We start from the raw sequence: 26,664 nt of genomic DNA, 5'->3' as shown, positions 1-26,664 counted from the left end.
ACAGTGACCTCCTATATGTTTAAATTTTGGTTATCTAAAAAATGTGGATAACTTAAAAGAATGAGCATAGTCGATTTTAGCATTTTTTTAAAACTTTTTCCACAAGCAATTGTTCAATGTGGAAAAAAAGTACACAAGAGTGAAAAAAGTTTTCCACAGGGTGTCGACACTTGCGGAAGAAAGTGGTTGTTGAATGAGTTATCCACAAAAAGTTGAGAATAATTAAGCTTGATACAATCATGTTTCAAGAACTTATCAACAGATAAAAAAACACCTGTGTAAAACTTTTTAACAGGCTGTTTTTTTGTGTAAAACTAGTGGAAAAATGGCTGTGAACAGAAAAAAATGTGGAAAACTATCCACAAGCTACTCACAGGAAAATTTAATTTGTGGATAATTGAAACGAATCTTTCTCAGGAAATATTTCTTAAATTTTATTGACAAAAGACCCTATTACTCGTTATACTATCAAAGTATGTCTATATATTGATGGATAGTTACAATTTCAGGAGGTGTAATTGCATGAAAAGAACGTATCAACCAAACAAACGTAAACGCCAAAAAGTTCACGGATTCCGTAAACGTATGAGCACTAAAAATGGCCGTCGCGTATTAGCAAGCCGTCGTCGTAAAGGTAGAAAAGTTATTTCTGCTTAATGATGGTCTGGTCTTTTAAACAGTCAATTTCTAAGAACCCTTAGTTATCTCCATAATTTTTTGGAAGATGTGAAGATAACTAAGGGTTCTTTTTCTGTTTTCAATAAAAGAAAGCAGGATTCTATAGAAAAGGCTACTAAAAAAGAGCGGAAATATGCTATTATTATTAAGAAGTAAAAAAATATAGAAACAAAGGGATGCCGATGAAAAAGTCCTACCGTGTCAAGAAAGAAAAAGAATTTCAACAGGTGTTTAATAAAAAACAATCTTGTGCAAATCGTCGTTTCGTGGTGTACGTTTTAGAGAAACCACAACAAGCCCATTTTCGAGTGGGGATTTCTGTTGGGAAGAAAATTGGAAACGCGGTCACAAGAAATGCTGTGAAGCGGAAAATCCGCGCGAGTTTATTTCAATTAAAAGACCGTATCTCTCCAGAAATTGATTTTATCGTGATTGCACGTCCAGGATTGGAAAAGTTATCGTCTGAAGAAGTGAAAGCTAATTTAACACATGTGTTAAATTTAGCTAAAATATTAGATGTAAGAGAGGGAATTGAGTAGTGAAGAAGTATAAGCGCTTATTATTAATGGCTGGGTTAGTGACCTTAGTCTTTGTTTTATCCGCCTGCGGAACCGCGCCCGTAAGTGAAAGTAGTACAGGAATTTGGGATCGATACATTGTTTATTATTTTGCCCAAGCGATTAAGTTCCTATCATTAGGCGGCAGTGTCGGAATTGGGATTATCCTATTTACGTTAGTCATCCGGATTATTTTATTGCCGTTGATGCATTTCCAAACGAAGAGTATGCGTAAAACACAAGAGTTGCAACCGCAATTAAAGGCCTTGCAACAAAAATATTCTTCAAAAGATCCTGAAACACAACGCTTATTCCGAGAAGAACAGCAACGTTTGTATGCAGAGAATAATGTGAATCCTTACATTGGCTGTTTACCATTGTTGGTTCAACTACCAATCATGATGGCTTTGTATCAAGCCATTTCACGCGTGCCTGAGTTAAAAGAAGGAACGTTCTTGTGGTTAAGCCTCGATAAGCCGGATCCGTATTTAATTTTACCGATTTTAGCGGCTGTCTTTACGTTTGCTAGTACGTATCTTTCAAGTATGAGCCAACTAGAAACAAATGCCTCACTGAAAATTATGAATTACGTTATGCCAGCGATGATCTTCTTTATGGGGATTTCATTAGCCAGCAGTTTATCTCTTTACTGGGTGGTCTCAAATGCCTTCCAAACAGGGCAAACATTGTTATTAAACAATCCATTCAAAATCCGTAAAGAGCGGGAGGAAGCAGCACGTCAAGCCAAAGCACGGGAGCGAGCGCTTGAACGAGCAAAAAGTCCTAAGAAAAAAGGGAAGAAAAAATAAAGGAGGTCGTTCAGATGCCGATTTATGAAGGAAATACAATCGAAGAAGCAACGCAGAAAGGCTTACAAGCACTTGGTTTAACCAAAGAGGATGTTACAATTGATGTGTTAGACGAAGGAAAAAAAGGATTTTTAGGTCTAGGAAAAAAACTTGCCCAAATTTCAATGGAACCAACGATTAGTGAGCAAGTCACAGAAGCGGTCGAAGAAACAGTGGAAGATATTGTTGTTGCCGATGAAGCAACAGCAGTGGAAGAAGCAGTTGAGGAATTAACCGAAGCAATTCCTAGTCTCTCAGAGGAATCAACACATTCTTTAGAAAATCTGGAAGACGAAGCTGCTATTACTGAATTAGCGATGTATTTAACGAATATTTCAAATGAACTGAACGCCCCTGCCATGGTTCGCATAGCGCGCGAGAATGGCAATATTATCTTCCATTTAGAAACAGAAAAACAAGGTATCTTAATTGGAAAACACGGAAAAGTGTTAAATGCGTTACAGTATTTAGCGCAAGTCTTTATTCACCGCATTGCAAGCAATAAGCTATCGATTGTTGTAAATGTCGGAAATTATCGTGAAAAACGTCATGAAATTTTGGAACGTTTAGCGAAACGCACCGCGGAAAAAGCCAAACGCACTGGGCGGCCAGTCTTCTTGGAACCAATGCCGGCTTTTGAAAGAAAACAAATCCATCACACGCTAAGTAAAGATGAGCAAATCAAAACCCATTCTGAAGGGGATGAACCTTATCGGTATTTAGTGGTTGAACCAGTTAAGAAGTATTTTTAAACAGAGGTCGGGACGGAACCGTTTAGCTCCGAGAAATAAGAAGGAATTTCCGAAAATTGCTTTTTAATTTTTGGAGACCAAGTAGGTATTGTTCATCATCGAATCACTACGTTCTTCGTGATTCTCAACAATTTCGGCTTATTTCCGAAGGAGTTGGTTCTGTTCCCGCCGTTTATCAGGTTTTGTTCCAGGCTCTTTCCCAGTTAAATGATTTTTTAGCCGTCTCCGTTTCTTTTTTTATGTTATGATAATCAGTAATTACTCCAGTAGTAAATTCAAATGAAAAAGTTTTGTAAAGAGACGTAGGGGGAGCAACAGGTATGCGTACGGAGAAAATACTGGTTGTAGATGATGATGCAGCAGTTCGTCGCTTGATTTGGAAAGCATTACAATCAACAGGTATTCTTATTTACCAAAGTGAATCAATTGAAAAAACAAAAGATATTGTGTCCAGAGTTACCTTTGATTTGTTCATTTTAGATGATAACTTGGAACATGACAGCGATGGTTACTACTTAGTCCAAATGATTAGAGAGAAATATCCACTAGTGCCAATTATCTTTTTTAGTAGCAAAAAAGAAGAAGAGGATATCATTGCAGCCTTGGAAATGGGCGTGGATAGTTATATAACGAAACCTTTTTCCTTGAATGTTTTTAAGGCTCAGGTGATTGCTTCGTTGAATCGAGCTCGAATGATTCGAAAACAATTGAATGTTTATAAAAAAGAAGAGCTACAGGTAGGTGATTTCCGTTTTGATTATGGTCGTTATCAACTATTTAAAAAGGATTTACCTATTTCATTGTCTTCGAAAGAAGTTCAATTAATTCAATTTTTTCTGGAGAATCCCGAGCAAGTATTCTCTAAAGAACAAATTTACAGCAGTGTTTGGGGTACTGGGGATGTCGATGCGAATACGATTATGGTTTTTATTAATCGTTTACGAAGTAAATTAGAAGAAAACCCGAAAGAACCTTGTTACCTTCGGACCGTTTGGGGCATTGGTTATACCTTTACGCCAGATGGTTGCGTACAAAAAAAATGAAAAAAGGCCCGCAGTTGCACGAGCGACTGCGGGTCTTTTTTGCTTATTCAATTTGCCGACGTTCCATTTCTTTCAAAATAAATTGAAGCGAACGATTTAGATGTTCATGGGTTAAAAGTGTGATCTGGTCAATATTCTTTGTTTTCATTCCGCGGAAAATTAACCAATGTTCTTCTAGGGCAATACTACGACGTTCTGAGGCACGAATTGCAATATCTCTGAAATAGATTAAGTAAGCATGGAGATCAGTCACAATTTTTTTTAAACGTAGCATCTGACTCTTAGTATAAATAAAGGAATTAAAATCTGAAAAGTTCTGTAGTAAGTCATCTACTTGGTTATTTTTATTGTATTGTTCTCCTTCGAGAAGTAAGGCTTCCAATTCATCAAAATCTTCTGGTGTCATGAGTTCCATGGCTTTAATGGTTGCTAAAGTGTCCAAAGATTTACGAATATCATAAATTTCATAAGCATCTTTCATACTAATCCCTTTAACCACGATACCCACCATAGGTATATGTTCCACCAATTGTTCTTTGACCAATTCTTGTAAAGCAAAGCGAATGGGCGTCCGACTAATGTTTAATTGCTCGGAAAATTCTTTTTCGTTAATCCGTTCACCTGCAGGAATATCCCCTAAAATAATGGTTTTTTTAAAGGCTTCGTAGGTACAAATTTTTAGAGGTTTACTGCTGGTTAAATCTAAGTTCCGTTTTACTGCTTCAACCGTTGGATTCATATGAGGCACCTCCCTATAGATTATTTTTATAGATAATAAATATAATATTAAAAATGAAAATATAACGCAAGAAAAGACAAAATGAAAAGAAAACCGAGGAGAAAAGGCACTCCTACGGTTTCAGCGACGACGTTTAATTTTGTGGAATAAATAAAGGCATGTGACCTAAAGCAACAATTGTAACAACGAAAATAACGAAAATTCCTAAGGCATATTTTGCTGATTCTTTTTGCCATTGGCCCATATCTAAACCAGTTAAACGTAATAGCAAGTAAATAAATGCCACTAATGGACTTAATAAGTGGAACGCTTGCCCCATTAAGGAAGCTAAAGCCATAGACATATTGTCAAATCCATAAGAACGTCCAGCTTCTGCTAGGACTGGTAAGACACCGAAATAGAAACCGTCGTTTGAAATAAAGAATGTTCCTGGTGCTGAAATGAACGCAATCACTAAGCCCCAAGCGCCGGCTAATTGTTTTGGAATAATATTAACAAAGCTATTTGCTAAGGCATTGGCCATACCAGAACCTTGGAATAAGCCCATGAAGACGCCAGCAGCAAAAACTAAGATAACTACTTGCACAGCATCACCAGCATTTGCACTGATACGGCTGCTTTGATCTTTTAATTTTGGATAGTTGATCATTAAAGCGATACAAGTACCAACTAGGAATAATAATAACGGTGGCATTTCAATCCACGAAGGCAAACCTAATTGACCAACGAATGAACTTAGGACTAACCAACCGATTAAGACAATCGTTAAAATACCATTGAATGCAAAATTCTTTGGACGACGAATTTCTAATAACTCAGGATCGTTAACAATAGTCATTTCTTCCAATTCTTTATCAGTAAGCGTTGTCACGCCTAAGCGAGCACGCTCTTTTTTCCCCATGCGATAAGCAACAAAGAAGATAACATACAATACAGATAAAATCATACCAGGTGCTAAATAAGAAAGAATGTCGGCATCAACTTCTAGTACGGCCATGGCACGAGCTGTTGGACCGCCCCAAGGTAATAAGTTCATAATGGTGTTTTGTAAGATAACAAGCACACCTAAATTCATCAATTTCATATTAAGTTTTTTGTAGATGGGAATAAACGCAGAACAGCAAATCAAGGTCGTAGTTGTTCCATCTCCGTTTAAGGAAACAGCAGCAGCAACTACCGCAGTAGCCATCAAGACTTTCATTGGATCGCCTTTAGCAAAGTAAATCATTTTTTTAGTGATTGGGTCAAACAAACCAGCATCCAACATAATAGAGAAGTAAAGAATGGCAAATAATAACATAATACCAGTTTTTGAAGTAGTTGAAATCCCATCTAAGACGAAATTCCCAATGTTGACTTCAGGGACAACACCGTCAGCACCAGGTGGCGGACTCGCTACTCCAGTTGCAATTGCAATCAAAGTAAAAATAAGAGGAATAATTACTAAAGATGTAAACGGTGACAATTTCTTTTTCATGATTACATACATAAAGATGATAATCATACCATAAGCTAAAATAGTGAGTAACATGTTTTTCTTCCTTTCTTTTTTAGAACTTTTTTGTAAGCGTTAACAACCGGTGTTAATAAAAAAGAATAGCCATGAGAAATGTTTCACAGTATTCTGGTTTACAACAAAAAATATTTTTTGTGTTTGTCTATAGTGTGAGAATATACAAACTTTCGCAGAGAATAAATAGCCTAAAACAAAAAGAACATCAAAAAAACAATTCAACAATCAAATTCTTATTAATAACTTAATATAATATTAATAGAATCTTAACGGCTGATAAATGCTTATATACCAATGTTTACAGAGTTTTTTTCACAAAATAAACAATAAAAGAACAATCTGAGCTAGTGTTTTCACTAGGTTTTTTAACGGTTTTTTCTATAATGAACGTATACCAAGAATTAGTGAAAGGAGAGACAATATGGGCCTATTTAAGTCCTTATTCAAGAAAGAGCAACACACGCAGGATACCGAGATTAATGAAAGCGTTATCCAACGTGAAGCGGATAACTTGGAAAAGCGATGGATAGATATACCAGCATATATTCCTGCTGAGCCAAAAGAATATCAATTGGTAAGTATTGTGGCCACTGCCATCGCAGCAGGAGAGTTTCCAGAAAGTCGTTTTGTTATCAAAAAAATCGCAAAACGAAATCCAGAAGCAAAAGAAGTTGCCATTATTGCAGCCAGTATAGCTGCAGAGCTTTCAGAAGAGTCTCAGCTAGTTGTCAAAAGAATTTCAAAACAAAACCTTGAGGAGGATCATTATGTTACGCAAATTTAAAATTTCAATTGATGGGAAAGAATATTTAGTCGAGATGGAAGAAATCGGTGGCGTCCCACAACCAGCACCTGTTGCGCCACAACCAACAGCGCCAGTTGCTACGACAGAAACACCAGCCCCTGCTGTTGAAGAAGCCCCAGCGCCAGCAGCACAGCCAGCCGCCCCAGCAGGAGCAGATGCAATGCCTGCGCCAATGCCAGGAACTGTGTTAAAAGTATTAGTCAATGTTGGTGATACGGTGTCTGAGAACCAACCATTGTTAATTTTAGAAGCAATGAAGATGGAAAATGAAATCGTTGCAGGAAAAGCAGGTACGGTAACAGGAATTCATGTTACCCAAGGCCAAATTGTGAATCCAGGGGAACCATTAATAACAATTAACTAGAATTAATTTAAGAAGAGGAAGTGATTTGTGTGGAGACACTGATTCAAGGTGTTATAGGAATGGGCCAAGAACCAGGACGCATTGTGATGATGCTGATTGGTGGACTATTAATGTATTTAGGAATAAAAAAAGAATATGAACCAACACTTTTAGTGCCGATGGGTTTAGGAACGATTTTAGTGAACTTTCCTAATTCCGGCGTATTGAGCGCTGGCGGCGAGCCAGGTCCGTTTAATGTTCTTTTTGATTTTGGAATAAAAACAGAATTATTCCCGTTATTATTATTTATTGGGATTGGGGCAATGATTGATTTCGGGCCATTGTTACAAAATCCGTTTATGTTGATGTTTGGTGCCGCTGCACAGTTTGGGATTTTCTTTACAGTTATTATGGCTGTTTTATTAGGTTTTGATTTAAACGATGCTGCTTCGATTGGGATTATTGGTGCCGCTGATGGTCCAACGTCTATTTTCGTAGCAAATACCTTACATTCAAAATACATGGGGGCCATAATGGTTGCCGCTTACTCCTACATGGCGTTAGTTCCAATTATTCAACCAGTAGCGATTAAAGCAGTGACGACGAAAGCTGAACGTCGTATCCGTATGACTTATCGGGCCGGTGAAGTTTCTCAAACAGCGAAAATTCTTTTCCCGGTTGTTATTACGATTGTCGCAGGGTTAATTGCGCCGGTGTCATTACCATTAGTTGGTTTCTTAATGTTTGGGAACTTATTAAGAGAATGTGGCGTTTTGGATCGTTTATCCATTACAGCTCAAAATGAATTGGTAAATATTATTAGTATCTTGCTAGGACTATCTATTTCCGTTAGCATGAACTATGCAGAGTTCTTAAAAGTCGATACATTGATGGTTATTGGCTTAGGGTTAGTCGCCTTTATTATGGACTCAGTCGGCGGCGTGCTTTTTGCTAAATTCTTGAATTTATTTAGAAAAGAAAAAATCAATCCCATGATTGGTGCTGCGGGTATTTCCGCTTTCCCAATGTCTAGTCGGGTCATTCAAAAAATGGCTACAGATGAAGACCCACAAAACTTTATTTTAATGCATGCTGCTGGTGCCAACGTTTCAGGACAAATCGCTTCTGTAATTGCTGGTGGCTTACTATTAGCCTTTTTAACATAGGACGGAAAGGAGAACGAATACATGTCTGTTAACATGGAAGATTTAAAAATTGCTTTTGAACTGTTAGGTTTTGGTTGGGGCGGCGTTTTCGTTGTTTTATTTATCATTTATCTAGCATCTAAATTACTAACAAAATTATTTCCAATTAAAAAATAAAGGAGGTTATTGCTGTGAGCAGCGTATATACAATGAAAAGAATCTGGTTGCAAAAAGATAAAAAAGCTTATCAAGCTTGGCGCGAATTAATGGAAAAAGCCGAATTGCAAACGACAGAAGCACTTGATTACACCGTTGGCATATATGATGACACAGCATTAATCGCCTCTGGCTCGCTTTCAGGCAAAACGATTAAGTGCGTGGCCGTTTGTAAAAAATATCAATCTGAAAATTTGTTAACCCAATTGGTGGTTCATCTACTTGAAAAACTGAGAGAAGAAAACCAATTACACAGTTTTTTGTATACAAAACCAAAAAATGAACAAATTTTTCAGTCGCTAGGCTTTCAAAAAGTGGTTGCGAACCAAGAGGTGCTATTTATGGAGCAAGGCAAACCAGATTTTGCCGATTATCTTGGTTACCTGACACAGCATAAAAAAGCAGGGCCAGCCAGTAGCATTGTCATGAATGCAAATCCTTTTACGAAAGGCCATCAGTACTTAGTCGAAAAAGCAGCCAAAGAAAGTCCACACGTTTATGTGTTTGTTTTATCTGAAGATAAATCGCTATTTTCAAAAGAAGCACGTTTCGCAATGGTGCAAAAAGGGGTCGCCCATTTACCCAATGTGACAGTCCTATCTACAGAAGATTACTTAGTTTCGTCTGCGACTTTTCCTACCTATTTTTTGAAAGAAAAAGCGCCATTAGAGGTAGCTGCAATTCAAGCAACGCTTGATGCAACGTTATTTAAAGAAAGAATTGCGCCAATACTTGAAATTCAGCAACGTTATGTGGGAGAAGAGCCTTATTCAGAAGTGACCGCTGTCTACAATCAAGCAATGCAACAAGTTTTCGGACAAACGATAACGCTAACCATTGTCCCGCGATTAGCGAGTGATGGAGAGCTGATTAGTGCGACGAAAGTTCGCAAAGCGATGGCTGAAGGCGACAAAGAGACACTCAAGAAGTTTTTACCAGCAACAAGTTATCAATACTTAGTAGAACACAAGAAACTAATGAGGTGAAGAAAGTGAAGATTATCAAAAATGCTACTGCAGGGACAGTAGAATCAAGTGATATTATGATTACCGTCCAACCCATTGAATCAACAGAAAATACCATTGAATTAGAAAGTAGTGTCGAAAAACAATTTGGCAATCAAATTCGTCAGGTGATTACGACAACTTTGGAACATTTAGATGTCCAAGGCGTTGCGGTCAAGGCGATTGATAAAGGGGCATTAGATTGTACAATCAAAGCTCGGATGATTACAGTTTTACATCGAGGCGCTGAAAAAGAAACGTATGATTGGAAGGAGTTGGACTCATGGAACGTTTAAGAAGAACAATGATGTTTGTCCCTGGAGCGAACGCGGCAATGCTAAGAGATGCACCTTTGTATGGGGCAGATTCAATCATGTTTGATTTAGAAGATGCAGTTTCATTAAAAGAAAAAGACTCTGCCCGTGTTTTAGTCCATTCTGCTTTGAAAACTTTCGATTATGGCAATATTGAAATTGTTGTTCGGATCAATGCTTTAGATGCTGGTGGTGCAGAAGATATTGAAGCAATGGTCTTAGCTGGTGTCGATGTGATTCGTTTACCAAAAACAGAAACAGCCCAAGATATCATTGATGTCGAGGCAGTCATTACAGAAGTAGAACAGCAAAATGACATTCCCGTAGGAACAACGAAAATGATGGCTGCTATCGAATCGGCTGAAGGTGTTCTAAATGCGCCCGCGATTGCCAAAAGTTCAACTCGCTTGATTGGCATCGCGTTAGGCGCCGAAGACTATGTTACCAATATGAAAACACGGCGCCATCCAGATGGCCAAGAACTATTCTTTGCTCGTAGCATGATTTTACATGCCGCTCGAGCAGCTGGGATTGCAGCTATTGATACGGTCTATTCAGATGTAGACAATACGGAAGGCTTTGAAGCCGAAGTTCGTTTGATTAAACAGCTAGGTTTCGATGGGAAATCGGTGATTAACCCTCGTCAAATCCCATTAGTTAATACTATTTATGCGCCAACAGAAAAAGAAATCCAGAATGCTAAGGAAGTAATCTGGGGCATTCGGGAAGCCGAAGCAAAAGGTTCCGGTGTTATCTCCGTAAATGGAAAAATGGTTGATAAACCAATTGTTGAACGAGCTGAACGGGTCATTGCGTTAGCATTGGCGGCTAAATTAATTACCGAGGAGGAAATATAGACATGGTAGTAAATAAAGTAGGCAAAGACATTCCTCAATCTTATGCAGAGCAATACGGCATTTATGAAGGAGAATTAGCACACATTGATGCTTATCAAGAAGCGAGCCGAGCAATTAAACCAGTGAAACCTCGGGAGACAAAACTTTTAGGAAGTATTCGTGAAGCAATTGAAAAAACAGGTTTAAAAGATGGCATGACCATCTCTTTCCATCACCATTTCCGTGAAGGAGACTATGTGATGAATTTAGTTTTAGCCGAGATTGCCGCCATGGGGCTGAAAAACATTTCGATTGCACCTAGTTCAATTGCAAATGTTCATGAACCTTTGATCGAACACATTAAAAATGGAGTAGTCACCAACATTACTTCTTCAGGTTTGAGAGATAAAGTAGGCGCCGCTATTTCAGCAGGTATAATGGAAAATCCTGTGGTGATTCGTTCACATGGTGGCCGGGCACGGGCAGTAGCAGCAGGCGATATCCATATTGATGTAGCTTTCTTAGGTGCACCAAGTTCAGACGCTTATGGAAATGCGAATGGAACCAAAGGAAAAGCTACCTGTGGTTCTCTTGGATATGCGATGGTCGATGCAAAATATGCGGATCAAGTGGTCATCATTACTGACACATTAGTGCCATATCCTAATACCCCTATTAGTATTCCACAAACAGATGTTGATTATGTGGTAGAAATTGATGCAATTGGTGATCCAGATGGAATTGCCAAAGGCGCGACACGTTTTACAAAGAATCCTAAAGAATTATTGATTGCTGAATATGCCGCAAAAATAATTACACATTCTCCTTACTACAAAGAAGGCTTCTCATTCCAAACAGGAACAGGTGGCTCTTCACTAGCAGTTACGCGGTTTATGAGAGAACAAATGCTTAAAGATGGCATTAAAGCAAGTTTCGCTTTAGGCGGAATTACGAATGCAATGGTGGAACTTTTGGAAGAAGGTTTAGTAGAAAAAATTATTGACGTCCAAGACTTTGATCATCCATCAGCTATTTCTTTAGGAGAAAATGCCAATCATTATGAAATTGATGCCAATATGTATGCTTCACCGCTTAGCAAAGGGGCGGTTATTAATCAATTAGATACAGCTATTTTATCTGCTTTAGAAGTGGACACAGATTTTAATGTAAATGTCATTACTGGTTCAGATGGTGTCATCCGTGGTGCTTCTGGCGGACATTCCGATACAAGTATGGCTTGTAAAATGAGTCTAGTGATTGCACCACTTGTGCGTGGACGGATTCCAACAATCGTTGAGCAAGTAAATACAGTCGTTACACCAGGTACGAGTGTCGATGTCGTAGTAACAGAAGTCGGCATTGCAATCAATCCAAAAAGAACAGACTTAATTGATTGTTTTAAAACCTTAGATGTTCCTCAGTTTACGTTAGAAGAGTTGAAAGACAAAGCCTACAACATTGTTGGCACCCCGGAACCAATTAAATATGGAGACAAAGTCGTTGCGTTAATTGAATACCGAGATGGTAGTCTAATTGATGTGGTACGCAATGTTTAATGGGGAAAAAGTAACACTTTTAGAGATGTTGGATGCTCGCGAACAAAGAGCTGCCACACAGAAGGAGTTGTTAGAAACAGCACCAGAAGCTAGTCTCTTATCTGCCACAATGAATATTCCTGGAGAAGTAAAAAATTCGCCCACCTTAACGGCTGTTTTTTTAGAAGTAATTGACGAAGTCGAGCAACAATTGCTGGATCAAGTACCGATTGTTAATTTTTACCGGAATGAAAAAACAGGGCCTGAATATTATTTGGCGGTTTCGTTAGCCCCACAAGAATTAAAACAAAGAATGGTCAAAATTGAAGAAACACATCCTTATGGTCGTTTAGTGGACCTAGATGTTTTATGGGGAAATGAGGAACTAAAAAGCCTTCATCGAGGAGATTTAGGCTTGCCACCACGGCGCTGTTTTATTTGCCAAGAAGAGGCGAAAGTCTGTGGACGAAATCGACGTCACAGTCTTGAAGCAATGCAAGAAAAAATAACAGAAATAATTTTGACACGAAAGGAGCAGCCAAGTGAGTAAAAAAATTCGTTTTACAGAAACGGTGCTACGGGATGGACAACAAAGTTTAATTGCAACACGGATGCCAACCTCAGATATGCTGCCGATTATTAAAACAATGGACGAGGCAGGATTTCATGCATTAGAAATGTGGGGCGGGGCAACGTTTGATTCATGTGTCCGCTATTTAAACGAGGATCCTTGGGAACGTCTTCGCCAAATTCGCAAAGAAGTTAAAAATACCAAACTTCAAATGTTATTACGAGGACAAAATTTACTAGGATATCGTCATTACGCTGATGATGTGGTGCGGGCCTTTGTCGAAAAATCAGTTGAAAATGGGATTGATATTATTCGTATTTTCGATGCCTTGAATGATGTCCGTAATTTACAAACAGCAATTCAAACAACAAAAGAAGCTGGCGGACACTGTCAAGCAGCGATCTCTTATACCACGAGTGAAATTCATACCATCGATTACTTTGTAAAATTAGCCAAAGAATTAAGTCAAACAGGAGCGGATTCCATTTGTATTAAGGATATGGCAGGCGTTTTGACGCCACAAACTGGTTTTGAATTAGTGAGCAAAATGAAAGATGCCATTGATTTACCTTTAGAGGTGCATACGCATGCGACTAGTGGTATTTCTGAGATGACCTATTTAAAAGTTGCTGAAGCAGGTGCGGATATCATCGATACAGCTATCTCTTCTTTCGCTGGCGGTACGAGTCAACCAGCCACAGAATCTGTAGCCATTGCGTTAGAAGATTTAGGCTTTGAAACAGGTTTAAATATGGAAAAAGTAACAGAGATTGCTGACTATTTTAATCCGATTCGTGATCGCTTTAGAAGTGAAGGCATTTTAAACCCTAAAGTTAAAGATACGGAACCGAAAACCTTGATTTATCAAGTGCCTGGTGGTATGTTATCAAACTTATTAAGTCAATTAACGGAGCAAGGTTTACAAGACAAATATGAAGAAGTTTTAGCTGAAGTACCTAAAGTAAGAGCAGATTTAGGGTATCCACCACTAGTTACGCCGCTTTCACAAATGGTTGGAACACAAGCCTTAATGAATGTGATTTCTGGGGAAAGATATTCCTTAATACCGAATGAAATCAAAGATTATGTGCGCGGAGAATATGGCAAATCACCAGCACCTATCGCAGAAGAGATTAAGCAAAAAATCATTGGGGATGAAGAGGTAATCACTTGTCGACCAGCGGATTTATTGAAACCAGAGTTGCATAGTTTAGAAAAGGAAATCCAACAATACGCAAAATCTGAAGAGGATGTCCTATTATATGCGATGTTCCCGCAACAAGGAAAAGACTTTTTAGGACGTCGTGAAGATCCTTTTTACGATGTACCGTTACAGAAAGTGACAGTCAAACTTGACTTGCCAGAATAGAACAGGCAAGTGCTCCGCAAATGTATAAAGAAGCAAGGGTTTGAGCGACGATAACGGTTGTTCAAACCCTTGCTTCATCAAATAGAAAAAAGGCAGCCCGTGAAAGGAAGTGACAATGTGTTAGAAGAAGTTCTAGCAATTCATCAAAAAAATATTGGTGTACTAAGTCTTGAAGCAACAGAAGCGGTGTTAAACCATCATGATTTAGCCAAAATGTATACACCTGGTGTCGCAGAATTGAGTTTAATGATTGCTCAAAATCATGAATTAGCGCGCGAGTGGACCATTAGTGGTAAGTTAATTGCGGTTATTACAGATGGGTCAGCTGTTCTGGGTCTCGGCAATATGGGCACGCAAGCGGGCTTGCCAATTGTTGAAGGCAAAGCTTTACTTTATAAAAATTTGGCGGGGGTCGATGCTATTCCTTTAGCACTGGAACAAAAATCAGTTGACGAGATGGTTCAAACAATTGAAAATTTACAAAATAGTTTTGCAGGAATCCACTTAGAAGATATTTCTGCACCAAAATGTTTTGAAATTGAAGAAAAACTTCAACAACGTTTGAACATTCCTGTGTATCATGATGACCAAGAAGGCACTGCCATTGTCGTTTTAGCTGGGCTAATTAACGCAGCTAAAATTAAAGGAAAACCTTTAAATGAATTACGTGTGGTGATTAACGGAGTTGGAGCTTCTGGTGTAGCGACCGCTAAGTTATGTATTCAAGCGGGGATTACGCATCTCACCTTAGTAGATCGCCAAGGTGTTTTAAGAGAAGAAGACCCGACATTGAATCCTTACCAACGTGCTTTGCTTCGACAGGTAATAAAACCATCAGTAGAAAACAAAGATTTAGCCACCGCTGTCGTCAATCAGGATGTTTTTTTAGGCTTATCAGAAGCGGATGTGCTAACGCCAGCCCTGATTAAATCAATGAACCAAGACCCAATTATCTTTGCTTTAGCAAATCCTAAACCAGAAATTGAACCAGCCCTCGCCCAAGCCAATGGCGTCCGTTTATTAGCAACTGGTTCTTCCAAATATCCGAATCAAGTGAACAACATTTTAGCTTTTCCAGGTCTTTTTAAAGGGTTATTGGCAGCGAAAGGCAGAAAAGTCGATGTCGGTTTGCAAATGACAGTAGCACGAAGCTTGGCCGCTATGATTTCAGAACCCACAGCAGAAAAATTTATACCTAATGTATTTGATGGCGGCGTAGTTGACACGGTTTTTAATGCTGTACTAGACTATATAAAACAAGAAAAGACCACGGCAGAAGAAGGGACGTAAAAGGCAATGACAAAGCAAGCAAGGAGTAAATTAGCGCAGCAAGCACAATTGGCACTACTCTATGAAGTGACCTGTTTAAATAAACCAGGCTTGGTGGATCCAGTCGATGCAGGCGCCCATCAAGATATGGATGTTTTCACTTTTTTAGAAAGTAGTGTGGTTTTGACTCCTTATTTTGAAACCTTCGTTCAAGCTGGGACAGAGCTACGTCATTTGCCGATTGAGGCAACATTTCGCGCAATTCGACAAGTTGGTTTAGAAGCAGAACGAGCGATGTTTGAGGCAACAGAAGGTATCAATACACATAAAGGAGCGATTTTTTCTCTAGGTATTTTTTTAGCTATCTGTGGTCGTTTAATGATTTGGGAGACCCCTTGCACCTTACAATTGTTTCAACAAACGCTTCAAACAATGACGCAAGACTTATTGGCTGACTTTGAAAACCTCGCTACGAATGAGCTAGAAAAACTAACTTGGGGTGAACGACTATTTGTTCAGCATGGCTTGACTGGAATCCGTGGTGAGGCGCAACAAGGTTATCCCGCTGTCTTTGAACAGGGAGTGCCTTATTATCAAAAACATCAAGGCACACAACAACAAAAACTCATTGATACGCTCCTTTATTTATCGCTCTATGTTGAGGATACGAATTTGATTAAACGAAGTCAAAATGTCCAAATTTTTGAAATATATCAACCGTTAATCCAGGAATATTTTGCTTTAGGGGGGACACAAACGTTACGGGGAACCCTTTGTTTAGAAAGATTGAATCACTTATTCAAAGAAAAAAATTGGAGTATTGGTGGCAGTGCAGATGCTTTAATTTTGGTGGTGTTTTTAGATAAACTAATGAAATTAAATTGGCTGACCCCTTAATTAAAAAGATAGTTACAACGCTGATTTGGTCAGTTATTTTGACCTTATATGCTTATGGAAAGGTCTCAAGAGAATTCAAGAAAGCGATTGACAAATACCACGAAACACAGTATATTTTATTACGAAATCATTCTTATCAGAGTATACAAATACGATGATAAACAGTTGAAGCGAATCTTGATTTGCTTTTCCTAAACCTGATTCTTTTAGAATCAGGTTTTTGTTTATCTAAAAGGCGGCATTCGTTCAAAAACGGCTGTCGCCTTTTTTTATGAAATTTTTTTAATATAAAAAATTTCATAAAAAAATCTTAAAAACAGAAAAAATTGTTATAGATTAGAGTCATTTTTTTGATGTAAAGTTTTTATGACTTACAGCCATAAAATTGATAAAAACAGTCAAAGAAGCAGAAAAAATAATAGTGGAATTTCTCAAAAAAATAAAAAAATTTTCCGTTATTTAATTATCGATTTATCAAACGATAAGTTATAATAAAATAATTTATTTATCTTTAATGATTGAGGAGAAATGTATAAACTTCCTCATTTTCCTCTCATTGTATAATAACTCACTAATGAATTAGTGAGTTTTTTAACATATCCAGGATGTTTGTTATCAAATGAATTTTTATATAAAAATTCACAGCATTATATTTTGAAAAGCTGAGGAAATGTACTAAACTGCAGGTGTTAAATCCATTTAAATCGCTAAAGGGGGAGATGAACAACTAGGGGAAGCTAATGATCTTGGTATTTATCGTTTATTTTAAAGAAAAGAGGGACGATCAGATGAAAAAGAAAATTGTTGAGGATTTTAATCGGAAAAGTCAGCATAAAAAATGGACAAAACGCAAGATGCTTAATTTAGCAATATCAAGTGGTTTATTATTTACGTCATTAGCAATCCCTGTAAGTATAGCTGTTACCTCTGGCACAATCAGTGCATCAGCAGCGGTCTTGGATATCGAACTATTATCAAATGTTACGTCAAATAATGACAGTGGCACTTCAACGAGTAATCGTTGGACAGCCGCAAACCAAAATCAACCAGTTAATTTCACGGTTTCTGGTGGCGCTTTAGCAGATGCTTCCGCTGTGTTTAGTGGACAAAAACAAGCGGTGTTAGTGGTTCCTCCTGAGTTAAGAGGAAATGTAGCTGCAGCAGGCAGCGCAGCAATCAATACCAACGTTACGATTGATCTTTCAAAAGTTACTTTTTTGACTGCCGTTTTGAATGCAGCCAATGATTTAACCAATGTGATTACTCAAATTACCAGTGGAGCGTTAGGGAATTTAACTGGTGTTGATATTGATTTGACGGAAGTGAATCGTCAATTGGAATTAGTGAATAACATTGAAAACTTAGGTGCTGCTTCATTTACAGCTCCGGAAACGTTAGCAGCTGACGGCTCATACATTAGCGCACCAATTAGTGATGGTTTAGGGTTAGTTTTAGCCCAAAATGTTTCAAACATCTTACAAGATTTGAATGCGGCAGTTCAAGCTTTGGAGGCAAAAGGAACCAGTATCCCAAGTAATCTTGTCGCCACAGCCATAAATGCAGCCTTGCTTCCTGTCAAAGGCACGGTAAACGTGGCTGTTTCAGGTGCTTTGCCTTTATTAGCGGTTGGTGGTTCAGGTGTGAATGAGTTAGTGGATGCTTCTTTACTAGGCGCAACTACGGTTACTTTACCAACTACCGTTTCAACACCTCAAAATTTATCCAATAATTTAGATGCTCGTTTTGTAGGAACAGTCGTTCAAACAGATCTTTTAGACGTTAATTTATTAGCAACAGCAGACGGTGTATCCAACATTTATTTTGCTGCAGGTACTACTAGTGAAGTAACCGCACCTACCGTAACAGGAGTAACAGGCAATTCAACGGCAGGTTACGAAGTTAAAGGAACTGCCGATGCCAATGCCACGGTTGAAATCCGAAATGCAGGAGGTGCCGTGATAGGTACAGGTACTGCTGATGGGACAGGGGCATTTACAGTTACCATTCCCGCAGGTGAAGCAGGTGCTAATGAAACGTTAACCGCCGTAGCGAAAAACGCCAGCGGCACAGAAAGTACGCCAACAACGTTCCAAACACCAGCGGATGAAGCAACCGTAACCGCACCAACAATCACAGGAGTGACAGGTAATTCAACGGCAGGTTACGAAGTTAAAGGAACTGCCGACGCCAATGCCACGGTTGAAATCCGAAATGCAGGAGGCACCGTAATAGGTACAGGTACCGCCGATGGGACAGGGGCATTTACAGTTACCATTCCCGCAGGTGAAGCAGGTGCTAATGAAACGTTAACCGCCGTAGCGAAAAACGCCAGCGGCACAGAAAGCACGCCAACAACGTTCCAAACACCAGCGGATGAAGCAACCGTAACCGCACCAACAATCACAGGAGTAACAGGCAATTCAACAGCAGGTTACGAGATCAAAGGCACCGCCGACGCCAATGCCACGGTTGAGATCCGAAATGCAGGAGGCACCGTAATAGGTACAGGTACCGCTGATGGGACAGGAGCGTTTACAGTTACCATTCCCGCAGGTGAAGCAGGTGCCAATGAAACGTTAACCGCCGTAGCGAAAAACGCCAGCGGCACAGAAAGTACGCCAACAACGTTCCAAACACCAGCGGATCCTAATACACCCGTAGCGACGCCAATTGTTGAGACTGTAACAGGTAGTACAACAAAAGGCTATGAGGTCAAAGGGACTGCTGAAGTTGGCACCACCATTGAGGTTCGCGATGCAGCTGGCACGGTCCTTGGTACTGCAACAACTGGAACTGACGGAAAATATACAGTGACTTTAGATCCAGGAAAAGCAACAGCAAATCAAACGCTGAGCGTTGTAGCGAAAAACGCTAGTGGCACGGAAAGTCAACCAGCAACGGCGACAACACCAGCTGATGTCACTGCACCAACAGTTGATAACATCACAGGCAACTCTGGTTCGGGTTATGAAATTACAGGAACAGCAGACCCTAACACAACAATCGAAGTTCGTGATCCAGCTGGGGCAGTCATTGGTACAGGTACCTCTGATGCGAATGGTGATTTTACTGTAACGCTACCAACGGGAACGACAAATCCTGGGGATACGTTAACAGTGATTGGAAAGGATAACGCAGGAAATGAAAGTCAACCGACTGAAGTCCTTGTTCCTGCTGATGCCACGGTTACAGCACCAACTGTAACAGGAGTAACAGGTAATTCAGTTGCTGGTTATCAGGTGACAGGCACCGCTGATCCGAATGCTACCATTGAAATTCGTGATGCAGATGGGAACGTGATTGCAACAGGGACTGCCGATGGGACTGGTTCCTTTGCTGTGAACCTTCCAGCTGGGACGGCAAATGCGAATGAAACATTGACAGCGTTAGCCAAAGATCCTGCTGGCAATACAAGTACACCGACAACCTTCCAAACACCAGCAGATGAAGTAGTGGCACCGCCAAGTGTCGACAAAGTTACTGGGAATACAACACAAGGATATCAAGTGACAGGTACCGCTGAACTTGGCACCACCATTGAAGTTCGTGCAACAGACGGAACAGTTTTAGGCACCGCAACAACTGGACCGACTGGCCAATATACTGTGACGTTAGCTTCAGGAAAAGCAACAGCTAAACAAACAGTGAATGTAGTTGCTAAAAATGATACTGGACTTGAGAGTCAACCAACTACAGCTATGACACCCGCTGATGTTACCACACCAACAATTGGTGACATTACTGGAGATTCAACAACTGGTTATGAAATCACTGGGACGGCGGACCCTAATACCACCATTGAAGTACGGAACCCAGATGGAACAATTATTGGTACAACGACAACGGATGATCAAGGAAACTTTACTGTGGACCTTCCAGCGGGAGCCGCTAATCCTGGTGATACATTAACAGTTGTTGGAAAAGACGGTGACGGCAATGAAAGTCAACCAACGGAAGTGACGGTCCCTGAAGATGCAACCGTAGCAGCACCAACTGTGACGACTGTTACAGGAACAACTGCCACTGGGTATCAAGTAACCGGCACGGCAGAGCCAAATGTCACCATTGAGATTCACAATGAAGCAGGTTTAGTTATTGCTACGGGAACGACTGATGGTGCTGGCGCCTTTACAATCACTCTTCCGACGGGCACAGCAACAGCTAACGAAGCCTTAACTGCCATTGCGAAAGATGCTGCTGGGAAAGAAAGTAATCCGACTGCTTTCAAAACACCTGCTGATCCAGATGCACCAGTCGCGACACCTACTGTTGACAAAATCACTGGTAGCACGACAAAAGGCTATCAAGTAGTAGGAGCAGCAGAAGTTGGTACAACAGTTGAGGTGCGTGATGCCGATGGTACAGTCCTTGGCATGGCAACTACTGGAACTGATGGCAAATACACAGTGACTTTAGAGCCAGGGAAGGCCTCAGCTAACGAAACAATAACTGTTGTAGCGAAAAATGCAACAGGAAAAGAAAGTCAGCCGGCTACAGCAACTACACCAGCCGACTTAGCCACACCAACCATTGATTCTATTACCGGAAATTCTGGTAAAGGTTACGAAATCACTGGAACGGCGGAGCCCAAAACCACTATTGATGTCCGTGACGCAGACGGAACCATCATTGCTGCTACAACTGTTAACGAAACCGGCCAATATACGGTGACTCTACCAGCTGGCGTAGTGACACCAGGAGAAACGATTACGATTATTAGCAAAGATGGCGCTGGTAATGAAAGTCAACCAGCTACAGCCGTTATTCCAGCGGATGTCGTTTTAGCGGCGCCAACTATTACGAAGGTTGAAGGAAACAAAGCCAATGGCTATACAGTCACTGGAACTGCTGATCCAAATGTCACGGTTCAATTTTACAATAGCAGTGAACAATTATTGGCAAGTGGCAATACAACTACTGGAGGTACCTTCTCCGTTCATATTGCAGCAGGGTTAGCAACAGAAAAAGAAACATTAACCGCACTAACCACAGATACACAAGGAAATGTGAGTCCTAAAACCACATTTATGACGCCAGCCGATATTACGGGAGAACCAGAAATTAAAATTGCGGCACCAACTGTTTCTTCAGTTTTAGGAACGTCTAAAGCCGGCTACCTCATCAAAGGAACAGCTGAACCAAACCGAATCATTCAAATTAGTAACCGACTATTAAGAAGTGTGATTGCTGTAGGTGCCACCGATGCTGAAGGCAACTTCGCTATCCAATTAACAGCGGGACAAGCGACTGCTCAACAAAGTTTACTTGCGACAGCTACCGATGGCGCAGGACATTACAGTACGGCTACAACCTTCATGACGCCAGCCGACCCAACAAATCCTGGAGGAGGCAATGGTAACACTGGCGGAAATAACGGCAATACAGGCGGCAACACAGGAAACAATGGCGCAACTGGCGGGAATAATGGAAATGGTTCAAACACAGGTTCAAATCCAAATGGAGGTTCTGGTTTAGGCACAACAGGTTCTGGCTTAGGTTCACTAGGCAATGGCCTCGGTACAAATGGTAGTGGCTACCACCCTAAACTAAGCACCATCAGTTATGGCACTGGAAATCACGGGAAAACAGGCTTCTTACCTAGCACAGGTGAAAAAGAGTCTTCAGCCGTGACAACAAGTTTGTTTGGCGCCTTTGTCGCACTCCTTGCGAGCATGGGAATCATCAAACGCAAACGTAAAAACTAGCTCTCTCCTTTAATTCCTATAGATGAGAAAACGTATTGTTGAGAATTCCCCACTCAATGATACGTTTTCTCGTTCCATTTAATGAAGAAAAATTGCCAAATAGAATAAAATGTGCTATTCTATTTTCAGAAAATCGAAGGAACAAGCAGTGAAAGTGCTAAATCCAACCTGAATTTTTTAATGCAGGAGGAGTGGGCGCTTTTTTTGTTGTTATGAAGAAAGGAAGCTAATTATGCAATCAGCTACAATGGAATTTGATACAATTGCGGCGATTTCTACGCCGCCAGGTGAAGGTGCGATTAGTATTGTTCGTTTAAGTGGCGAGCAAGCAGTTGCTATTGCAAACAAAGTTTATCGGTCAGGCACTAAAGATTTAGCTAAAGTCCCCACGCACACGATTCATTATGGTCATATTGTTGATCCGCAAAACGATCAATTGATTGATGAAGTCATGCTTTCTGTGATGCGGGCACCGAAAACATTTACACGAGAAGACGTGGTAGAAATTAACTGTCATGGCGGCATTGTCGTGGTGAACCAATTATTGCAATTACTGTTACGTGAAGGCGCACGAATGGCCGAACCTGGGGAATTTACAAAACGTGCTTTTCTAAATGGCCGAATGGATCTTTCACAAGCAGAAGCAGTGATGGACTTAATCCGTGCTAAAACGGATAAAGCGATGAATGTTGCATTGAACCAATTGGATGGTAACTTGTCGGCGTTAATTCGTTCATTAAGACAAGAAATTTTAAATACTTTAGCACAAGTAGAAGTTAATATCGATTATCCAGAGTATGATGATGTCGAAGAATTAACCACGAAATTACTTTTAGAAAAAGCCGAATTTGTGAAAGCGCAGATTCAACAATTATTAACGACCGCTAAACAAGGAAAAATTTTGCGAGAAGGCCTAAGTACAGCAATTATTGGCCGACCAAATGTCGGGAAATCCAGTTTGTTAAACCATCTGTTACGAGAAGAAAAAGCTATCGTTACAGATATTGCTGGAACGACACGTGATGTCATTGAAGAATACGTTAACGTTCGCGGTGTTCCTTTAAAATTAATTGATACAGCGGGGATTCGCGAAACAGAAGACATTGTTGAACGAATTGGTGTCGAACGCAGCCGCAAAGCGTTAGCAGATTCGGATTTAATTTTGTTAGTCTTAAATCAAAGCGAAGAATTGACAGAGGAAGATCGTCAACTGTTGGAAGCAACGAAAGGCTTAAAACGCGTTATTCTTTTAAATAAAATGGACTTACCGACAAAACTAGATCCTAACGAATTACAAGAATTAGTCCCTGCAGAAGAAATTTTATCCGTTTCGGTGTTGTCAAACACAGGCTTAGATCAGTTAGAAGCGAAAATTGCTGATCTTTTCTTTGGCGGCCAAACAGGCGAAAAAGATGCTACCTATATTTCTAATACACGTCATATTGCTTTGCTAGATCAAGCAGCGCTTTCGTTACAAGAAGTGATTAACGGCATCGAAGCAGGTATGCCAGTCGATTTAGTTCAAATTGATATGACCCGTTGTTGGGATTACTTAGGGGAAATCGTCGGCGATAGTGTCCAAGATGAATTAATTACACAGTTATTTAGTCAATTTTGTTTAGGAAAATAAGACAAGAGAGGAATTTTTTATGAATCAATATCAAGCAGAATCATATGATGTTATTGTCGTCGGTGCTGGACATGCTGGCTCTGAAGCAGCCTTAGCAGCCGCACGAATGGGCGTTAAAACGTTACTTTTAACAATTAATTTAGATATGGTTGCTTTTATGCCATGTAACCCTTCTGTTGGTGGACCTGCCAAAGGAGTCGTTGTCCGAGAAATCGATGCATTAGGCGGTGAAATGGGTAAAAACATTGATAAAACCTACATCCAAATGCGGATGCTAAATACTGGTAAAGGTCCAGCAGTGCGTGCGTTGCGCGCGCAAGCTGACAAACATGCCTATGCGACAGAAATGAAACATACCATTGAAAAAGAAGAAAATTTAACCCTTCGTCAAGGGATTGTTGAAGAATTAATCGTGGAAGATGGCGTTTGTCGTGGTGTTGTAACTTCAACAGGTGCCGCATACCGTAGTCAAGCAGTGGTGATTACTGCCGGTACTGCCTTGCGTGGCGAAATTATTATTGGTGAATTAAAATATTCATCAGGACCAAACAATTCGCAACCTTCCGTTGGTTTAGCCAATCATTTAAAAGAATTAGGTTTAGAAATCAATCGCTTTAAAACAGGAACGCCGCCGCGAGTAAAATCAAGTACGATTGATTATTCTGTGACAGAGGAACAACCAGGCGATAAAGAACCCAACCATTTTAGTTACAGCACGCCAGATAGTGCCTACAATCAAAACCAAGAACCTTGTTGGTTAACTTATACGAATGAAACAACGCATGAAATTATTCAAAAAAATCTACACCGCGCCCCAATGTTTACTGGGATTGTTGAAGGTGTGGGCGCTCGGTATTGCCCATCCATCGAGGACAAAATTGTTCGTTTTGCAGACAAACCAAGACACCAATTGTTCTTGGAACCAGAAGGGTTGAATACCGAAGAAGTTTACGTCCAAGGCTTATCTACTTCTTTACCAGAAGATGTCCAAACAGAAATGCTTCATTCTATTGAAGGATTAGAAAAAGTAGAAATGATGCGTACAGGTTACGCCATTGAATACGATGTGGTAGTCCCGCACCAATTACGCCCAACATTAGAAACAAAGGTCATTGAGAATCTTTATACAGCAGGTCAAACGAACGGAACTAGTGGCTACGAAGAAGCTGCTGGTCAAGGCTTGATGGCAGGAATTAATGCTGCATTGAAAATTCAAGGCAAAGAGCCTCTTGTTTTAAAACGTAGTGATGGCTATATTGGCGTCATGATTGACGATTTAGTTACAAAAGGCACTAACGAACCTTATCGCTTATTAACGTCACGTGCGGAGTATCGTTTGATTTTACGACATGACAATGCGGACTTACGTTTAACAGAAATGGGTCATGAAATTGGCTTAGTCAAAGAAGAACAATATGCCGCCTATCTAGTCAAAAAAGCGGCTGTTGAAGCGGAAATTGCCCGCTTAGGCAAACATCGGATTAAACCAACCAAAGAAGTGCAAGCATTTTTGGAAACTAAAGGCGCTGCTGGCTTAAAAGATGGTATTTTAGCTAGAGATTTTCTGAAACGCCCAGAAATCAGTTATCAAGAAGTCGCTCAATTTATTCCTGCACCTGAAGAGGCGCTCGATCCAAAAGTGATTGAACAAGTAGAAATTCAAATCAAGTACGAAGGCTACATTAAAAAAGCCATGGAAAAAGTTGAGAAACTAAAACGCATGGAAGCAAAACGCATTCCAGAAAACATTGATTACCAAGCGATTAACGGCTTGGCTACAGAAGCAAAACAAAAACTACAAAAAATCCAACCAGAAACGATTGCCCAAGCAAGCCGTATCAGCGGTGTGAACCCCGCTGACATTAGCATTTTGATGGTCTACATCGAACAAGGAAAAATCGCGAAAGTGCAAGGATAATAAAAATTTGAAGCAGTTGCTTCTTCACGGATGATTGATTGTGAAGAAGCAACTGCTTTTTTGTTTTGAATTAGTCTACTTTTTTTTCTAAACTGCAAAAAAAGACTGTCTTAAATAATTTCACAAACTGACCTATACTGAAAGCGCAAACAAATGATAGGAGTGGAACAAATGACAGATTGGTTAGGAATTAAAGGAAAAGTAGTGATTGTTACAGGAGGCTCATCTGGTATTGGTCGCAGCATTGTTGAAAGCTTGTTAGCACAAGAGGTCTATGTCGCTAATTTTGATATTTCAGCATCAGAAACGCAACATGAGCATTTACTCTTTGTGAAAGTCGATGTAACTTCTCGAGCAGAAGTAGAAGCGGGTGTCGCTCAAGTGGTGGAAAAATTTGGAACCGTAGATGGCCTGGTAAATAATGCCGGAATCAATATTCCTCGTCTATTGGTGGATAAAAATCATCCTCATGGGCCTTATGAATTATCGGATGAGGTATTCGACAAAATTGTAGCCATCAATCAAAAAGGGCTCTACCTAATGAGCCAAGCAGTGGGCCGGATTCTTGTACAAAAACAAGCAGGTGTCATTATTAATATGTCTTCAGAAGCTGGATTAGAAGGCTCCGAAGGGCAAAGCGCCTACGCTGCAACGAAAGCAGCGGTCAGCAGTTATACACGTTCATGGGCTAAAGAGTTAGGAAAATCAAACGTCCGTGTCGTGGGGATTGCGCCAGGTATTATGGAAGAAACGGGCTTGCGCACTTTAGCATACGAAGAAGCATTGGCTTATACACGAAATATTTCTGTTGAGCAATTGCGAGCAGGTTATTCAAAAACAAGTACGATTCCATTAGGTCGTAGCGGAAAACTCCATGAAGTCGCTGACTTAGTATGCTATTATTTATCAGACCGTTCAAGCTATATTACAGGCATCACCACAAACGTAGCTGGAGGTAAAACAAGAGGATAGAGGTG

General features: G+C 40.1%; 23 protein-coding genes. 21 read left to right on the top strand and 2 right to left on the bottom strand.

Going from position 1 to position 26,664, the window contains the following annotated elements; genetic code table 11:
- The first annotated feature begins 522 nt into the window (after positions 1 to 522).
- The 5 genes from rpmH to IGK82_RS13245 all read left to right on the top strand — a co-directional run bounded on the left by rpmH (position 523) and on the right by IGK82_RS13245 (position 3,878).
- Positions 523 to 657, top strand: coding sequence for a 50S ribosomal protein L34 (gene rpmH / locus IGK82_RS13265; RefSeq protein ID WP_002356012.1), 135 nt, complete (start codon positions 523 to 525; stop codon positions 655 to 657).
- Positions 658 to 860: 203 nt separating this feature from the next.
- Positions 861 to 1,217 carry a ribonuclease P protein component gene (gene rnpA / locus IGK82_RS13260; protein ID WP_002356011.1) on the top strand — a complete coding sequence of 119 codons (357 nt, stop codon included), beginning with the start codon at positions 861 to 863 and terminating at the stop codon, positions 1,215 to 1,217.
- Entirely contained in the window at positions 1,217 to 2,044 is an 828-nt protein-coding gene (locus IGK82_RS13255; protein ID WP_002356010.1) for a YidC/Oxa1 family membrane protein insertase, read from the top strand. Before rnpA ends, IGK82_RS13255 begins: the two co-directional genes overlap by 1 nt.
- A 14-nt stretch (positions 2,045 to 2,058) precedes the next feature.
- On the top strand, positions 2,059 to 2,835 hold the full coding sequence (gene jag, locus IGK82_RS13250; protein WP_002361456.1) for an RNA-binding cell elongation regulator Jag/EloR: 777 nt from the start codon (positions 2,059 to 2,061) through the stop codon (positions 2,833 to 2,835).
- 320 nt (positions 2,836 to 3,155) lie between these two features.
- Positions 3,156 to 3,878, top strand: coding sequence for a response regulator transcription factor (locus tag IGK82_RS13245; protein ID WP_002363545.1), 723 nt, complete (start codon positions 3,156 to 3,158; stop codon positions 3,876 to 3,878).
- 43 nt (positions 3,879 to 3,921) lie between these two features.
- Here the strand turns inward: IGK82_RS13245 and IGK82_RS13240 are convergent, their stop codons facing one another.
- Entirely contained in the window at positions 3,922 to 4,617 is a 696-nt protein-coding gene (locus IGK82_RS13240) for a GntR family transcriptional regulator (protein WP_002356006.1), read from the bottom strand.
- A 133-nt stretch (positions 4,618 to 4,750) separates the two neighbouring features.
- Entirely contained in the window at positions 4,751 to 6,148 is a 1,398-nt protein-coding gene (locus IGK82_RS13235) for a CitMHS family transporter (RefSeq protein WP_002356005.1), read from the bottom strand.
- A gap of 403 nt (positions 6,149 to 6,551) precedes the next feature.
- On the opposite strand from IGK82_RS13235, the gene IGK82_RS13230 reads away from it, so the two are divergent.
- The 16 genes from IGK82_RS13230 (at position 6,552) to IGK82_RS13155 (ending at position 26,659) form a co-directional block, all read left to right on the top strand.
- The gene (locus tag IGK82_RS13230; protein ID WP_002356004.1) at positions 6,552 to 6,914 is read left to right on the top strand and encodes a hypothetical protein; all 363 of its coding nucleotides are present in this window, start codon (positions 6,552 to 6,554) and stop codon (positions 6,912 to 6,914) included.
- Positions 6,898 to 7,299: an acetyl-CoA carboxylase biotin carboxyl carrier protein subunit gene (locus IGK82_RS13225; RefSeq protein WP_002363547.1), complete on the top strand. Its 402-nt coding sequence runs from the start codon at positions 6,898 to 6,900 to the stop codon at positions 7,297 to 7,299. The genes IGK82_RS13230 and IGK82_RS13225 overlap by 17 nt, the downstream gene beginning before the upstream one ends.
- A gap of 29 nt (positions 7,300 to 7,328) precedes the next feature.
- Complete coding sequence (locus IGK82_RS13220) at positions 7,329 to 8,444, top strand: sodium ion-translocating decarboxylase subunit beta (RefSeq protein WP_002383526.1); 1,116 nt, start codon at positions 7,329 to 7,331, stop codon at positions 8,442 to 8,444.
- Positions 8,445 to 8,465: 21 nt separating this feature from the next.
- Complete coding sequence (locus IGK82_RS13215; protein WP_002356001.1) at positions 8,466 to 8,600, top strand: OadG-related small transporter subunit; 135 nt, start codon at positions 8,466 to 8,468, stop codon at positions 8,598 to 8,600.
- 32 nt (positions 8,601 to 8,632) lie between these two features.
- Positions 8,633 to 9,625 carry a [citrate (pro-3S)-lyase] ligase gene (citC, locus tag IGK82_RS13210; RefSeq protein ID WP_002356000.1) on the top strand — a complete coding sequence of 331 codons (993 nt, stop codon included), beginning with the start codon at positions 8,633 to 8,635 and terminating at the stop codon, positions 9,623 to 9,625.
- Positions 9,626 to 9,630: 5 nt separating this feature from the next.
- Positions 9,631 to 9,939, top strand: a complete 309-nt coding sequence (gene citD, locus IGK82_RS13205; RefSeq protein ID WP_002355999.1) for a citrate lyase acyl carrier protein — start codon at positions 9,631 to 9,633, stop codon at positions 9,937 to 9,939.
- A complete protein-coding gene (gene citE, locus IGK82_RS13200) occupies positions 9,927 to 10,814 on the top strand; it encodes a citrate (pro-3S)-lyase subunit beta (protein WP_002355998.1) in 888 nt (295 codons plus the stop codon). The genes citD and citE overlap by 13 nt, the downstream gene beginning before the upstream one ends.
- Before the next feature lie 2 nt (positions 10,815 to 10,816).
- The gene (gene citF, locus IGK82_RS13195) at positions 10,817 to 12,349 is read left to right on the top strand and encodes a citrate lyase subunit alpha (RefSeq protein WP_002355996.1); all 1,533 of its coding nucleotides are present in this window, start codon (positions 10,817 to 10,819) and stop codon (positions 12,347 to 12,349) included.
- Positions 12,342 to 12,878 (top strand): citrate lyase holo-[acyl-carrier protein] synthase, encoded by a 537-nt coding sequence (gene citX / locus IGK82_RS13190; protein ID WP_002390266.1) that lies wholly within the window; start codon positions 12,342 to 12,344, stop codon positions 12,876 to 12,878. The genes citF and citX overlap by 8 nt, the downstream gene beginning before the upstream one ends.
- Positions 12,871 to 14,268, top strand: coding sequence for an oxaloacetate decarboxylase subunit alpha (locus IGK82_RS13185; RefSeq protein WP_002355994.1), 1,398 nt, complete (start codon positions 12,871 to 12,873; stop codon positions 14,266 to 14,268). Before citX ends, IGK82_RS13185 begins: the two co-directional genes overlap by 8 nt.
- A 117-nt stretch (positions 14,269 to 14,385) precedes the next feature.
- Positions 14,386 to 15,558, top strand: coding sequence for an NAD(P)-dependent malic enzyme (locus IGK82_RS13180; protein WP_010710949.1), 1,173 nt, complete (start codon positions 14,386 to 14,388; stop codon positions 15,556 to 15,558).
- A gap of 6 nt (positions 15,559 to 15,564) precedes the next feature.
- Positions 15,565 to 16,434, top strand: a complete 870-nt coding sequence (citG, locus tag IGK82_RS13175) for a triphosphoribosyl-dephospho-CoA synthase CitG (protein ID WP_002355991.1) — start codon at positions 15,565 to 15,567, stop codon at positions 16,432 to 16,434.
- Positions 16,435 to 17,174: 740 nt separating this feature from the next.
- Entirely contained in the window at positions 17,175 to 22,139 is a 4,965-nt protein-coding gene (locus IGK82_RS13170; protein WP_104885684.1) for an Ig-like domain-containing protein, read from the top strand.
- Positions 22,140 to 22,371: 232 nt separating this feature from the next.
- Positions 22,372 to 23,769 (top strand): tRNA uridine-5-carboxymethylaminomethyl(34) synthesis GTPase MnmE, encoded by a 1,398-nt coding sequence (mnmE, locus tag IGK82_RS13165; protein WP_002355989.1) that lies wholly within the window; start codon positions 22,372 to 22,374, stop codon positions 23,767 to 23,769.
- Between the two features lie 19 nt (positions 23,770 to 23,788).
- Entirely contained in the window at positions 23,789 to 25,687 is a 1,899-nt protein-coding gene (mnmG, locus tag IGK82_RS13160; protein WP_113843986.1) for a tRNA uridine-5-carboxymethylaminomethyl(34) synthesis enzyme MnmG, read from the top strand.
- Positions 25,688 to 25,858: 171 nt separating this feature from the next.
- The gene (locus tag IGK82_RS13155) at positions 25,859 to 26,659 is read left to right on the top strand and encodes an SDR family oxidoreductase (protein ID WP_002355987.1); all 801 of its coding nucleotides are present in this window, start codon (positions 25,859 to 25,861) and stop codon (positions 26,657 to 26,659) included.
- Positions 26,660 to 26,664: the final 5 nt, after the last annotated feature.

Source organism: Enterococcus sp. AZ197, from assembly GCF_050556405.1.
Lineage (GTDB): Bacteria > Bacillota > Bacilli > Lactobacillales > Enterococcaceae > Enterococcus > Enterococcus faecalis.
This window is presented reverse-complemented; position numbering and strand designations above follow the sequence as displayed.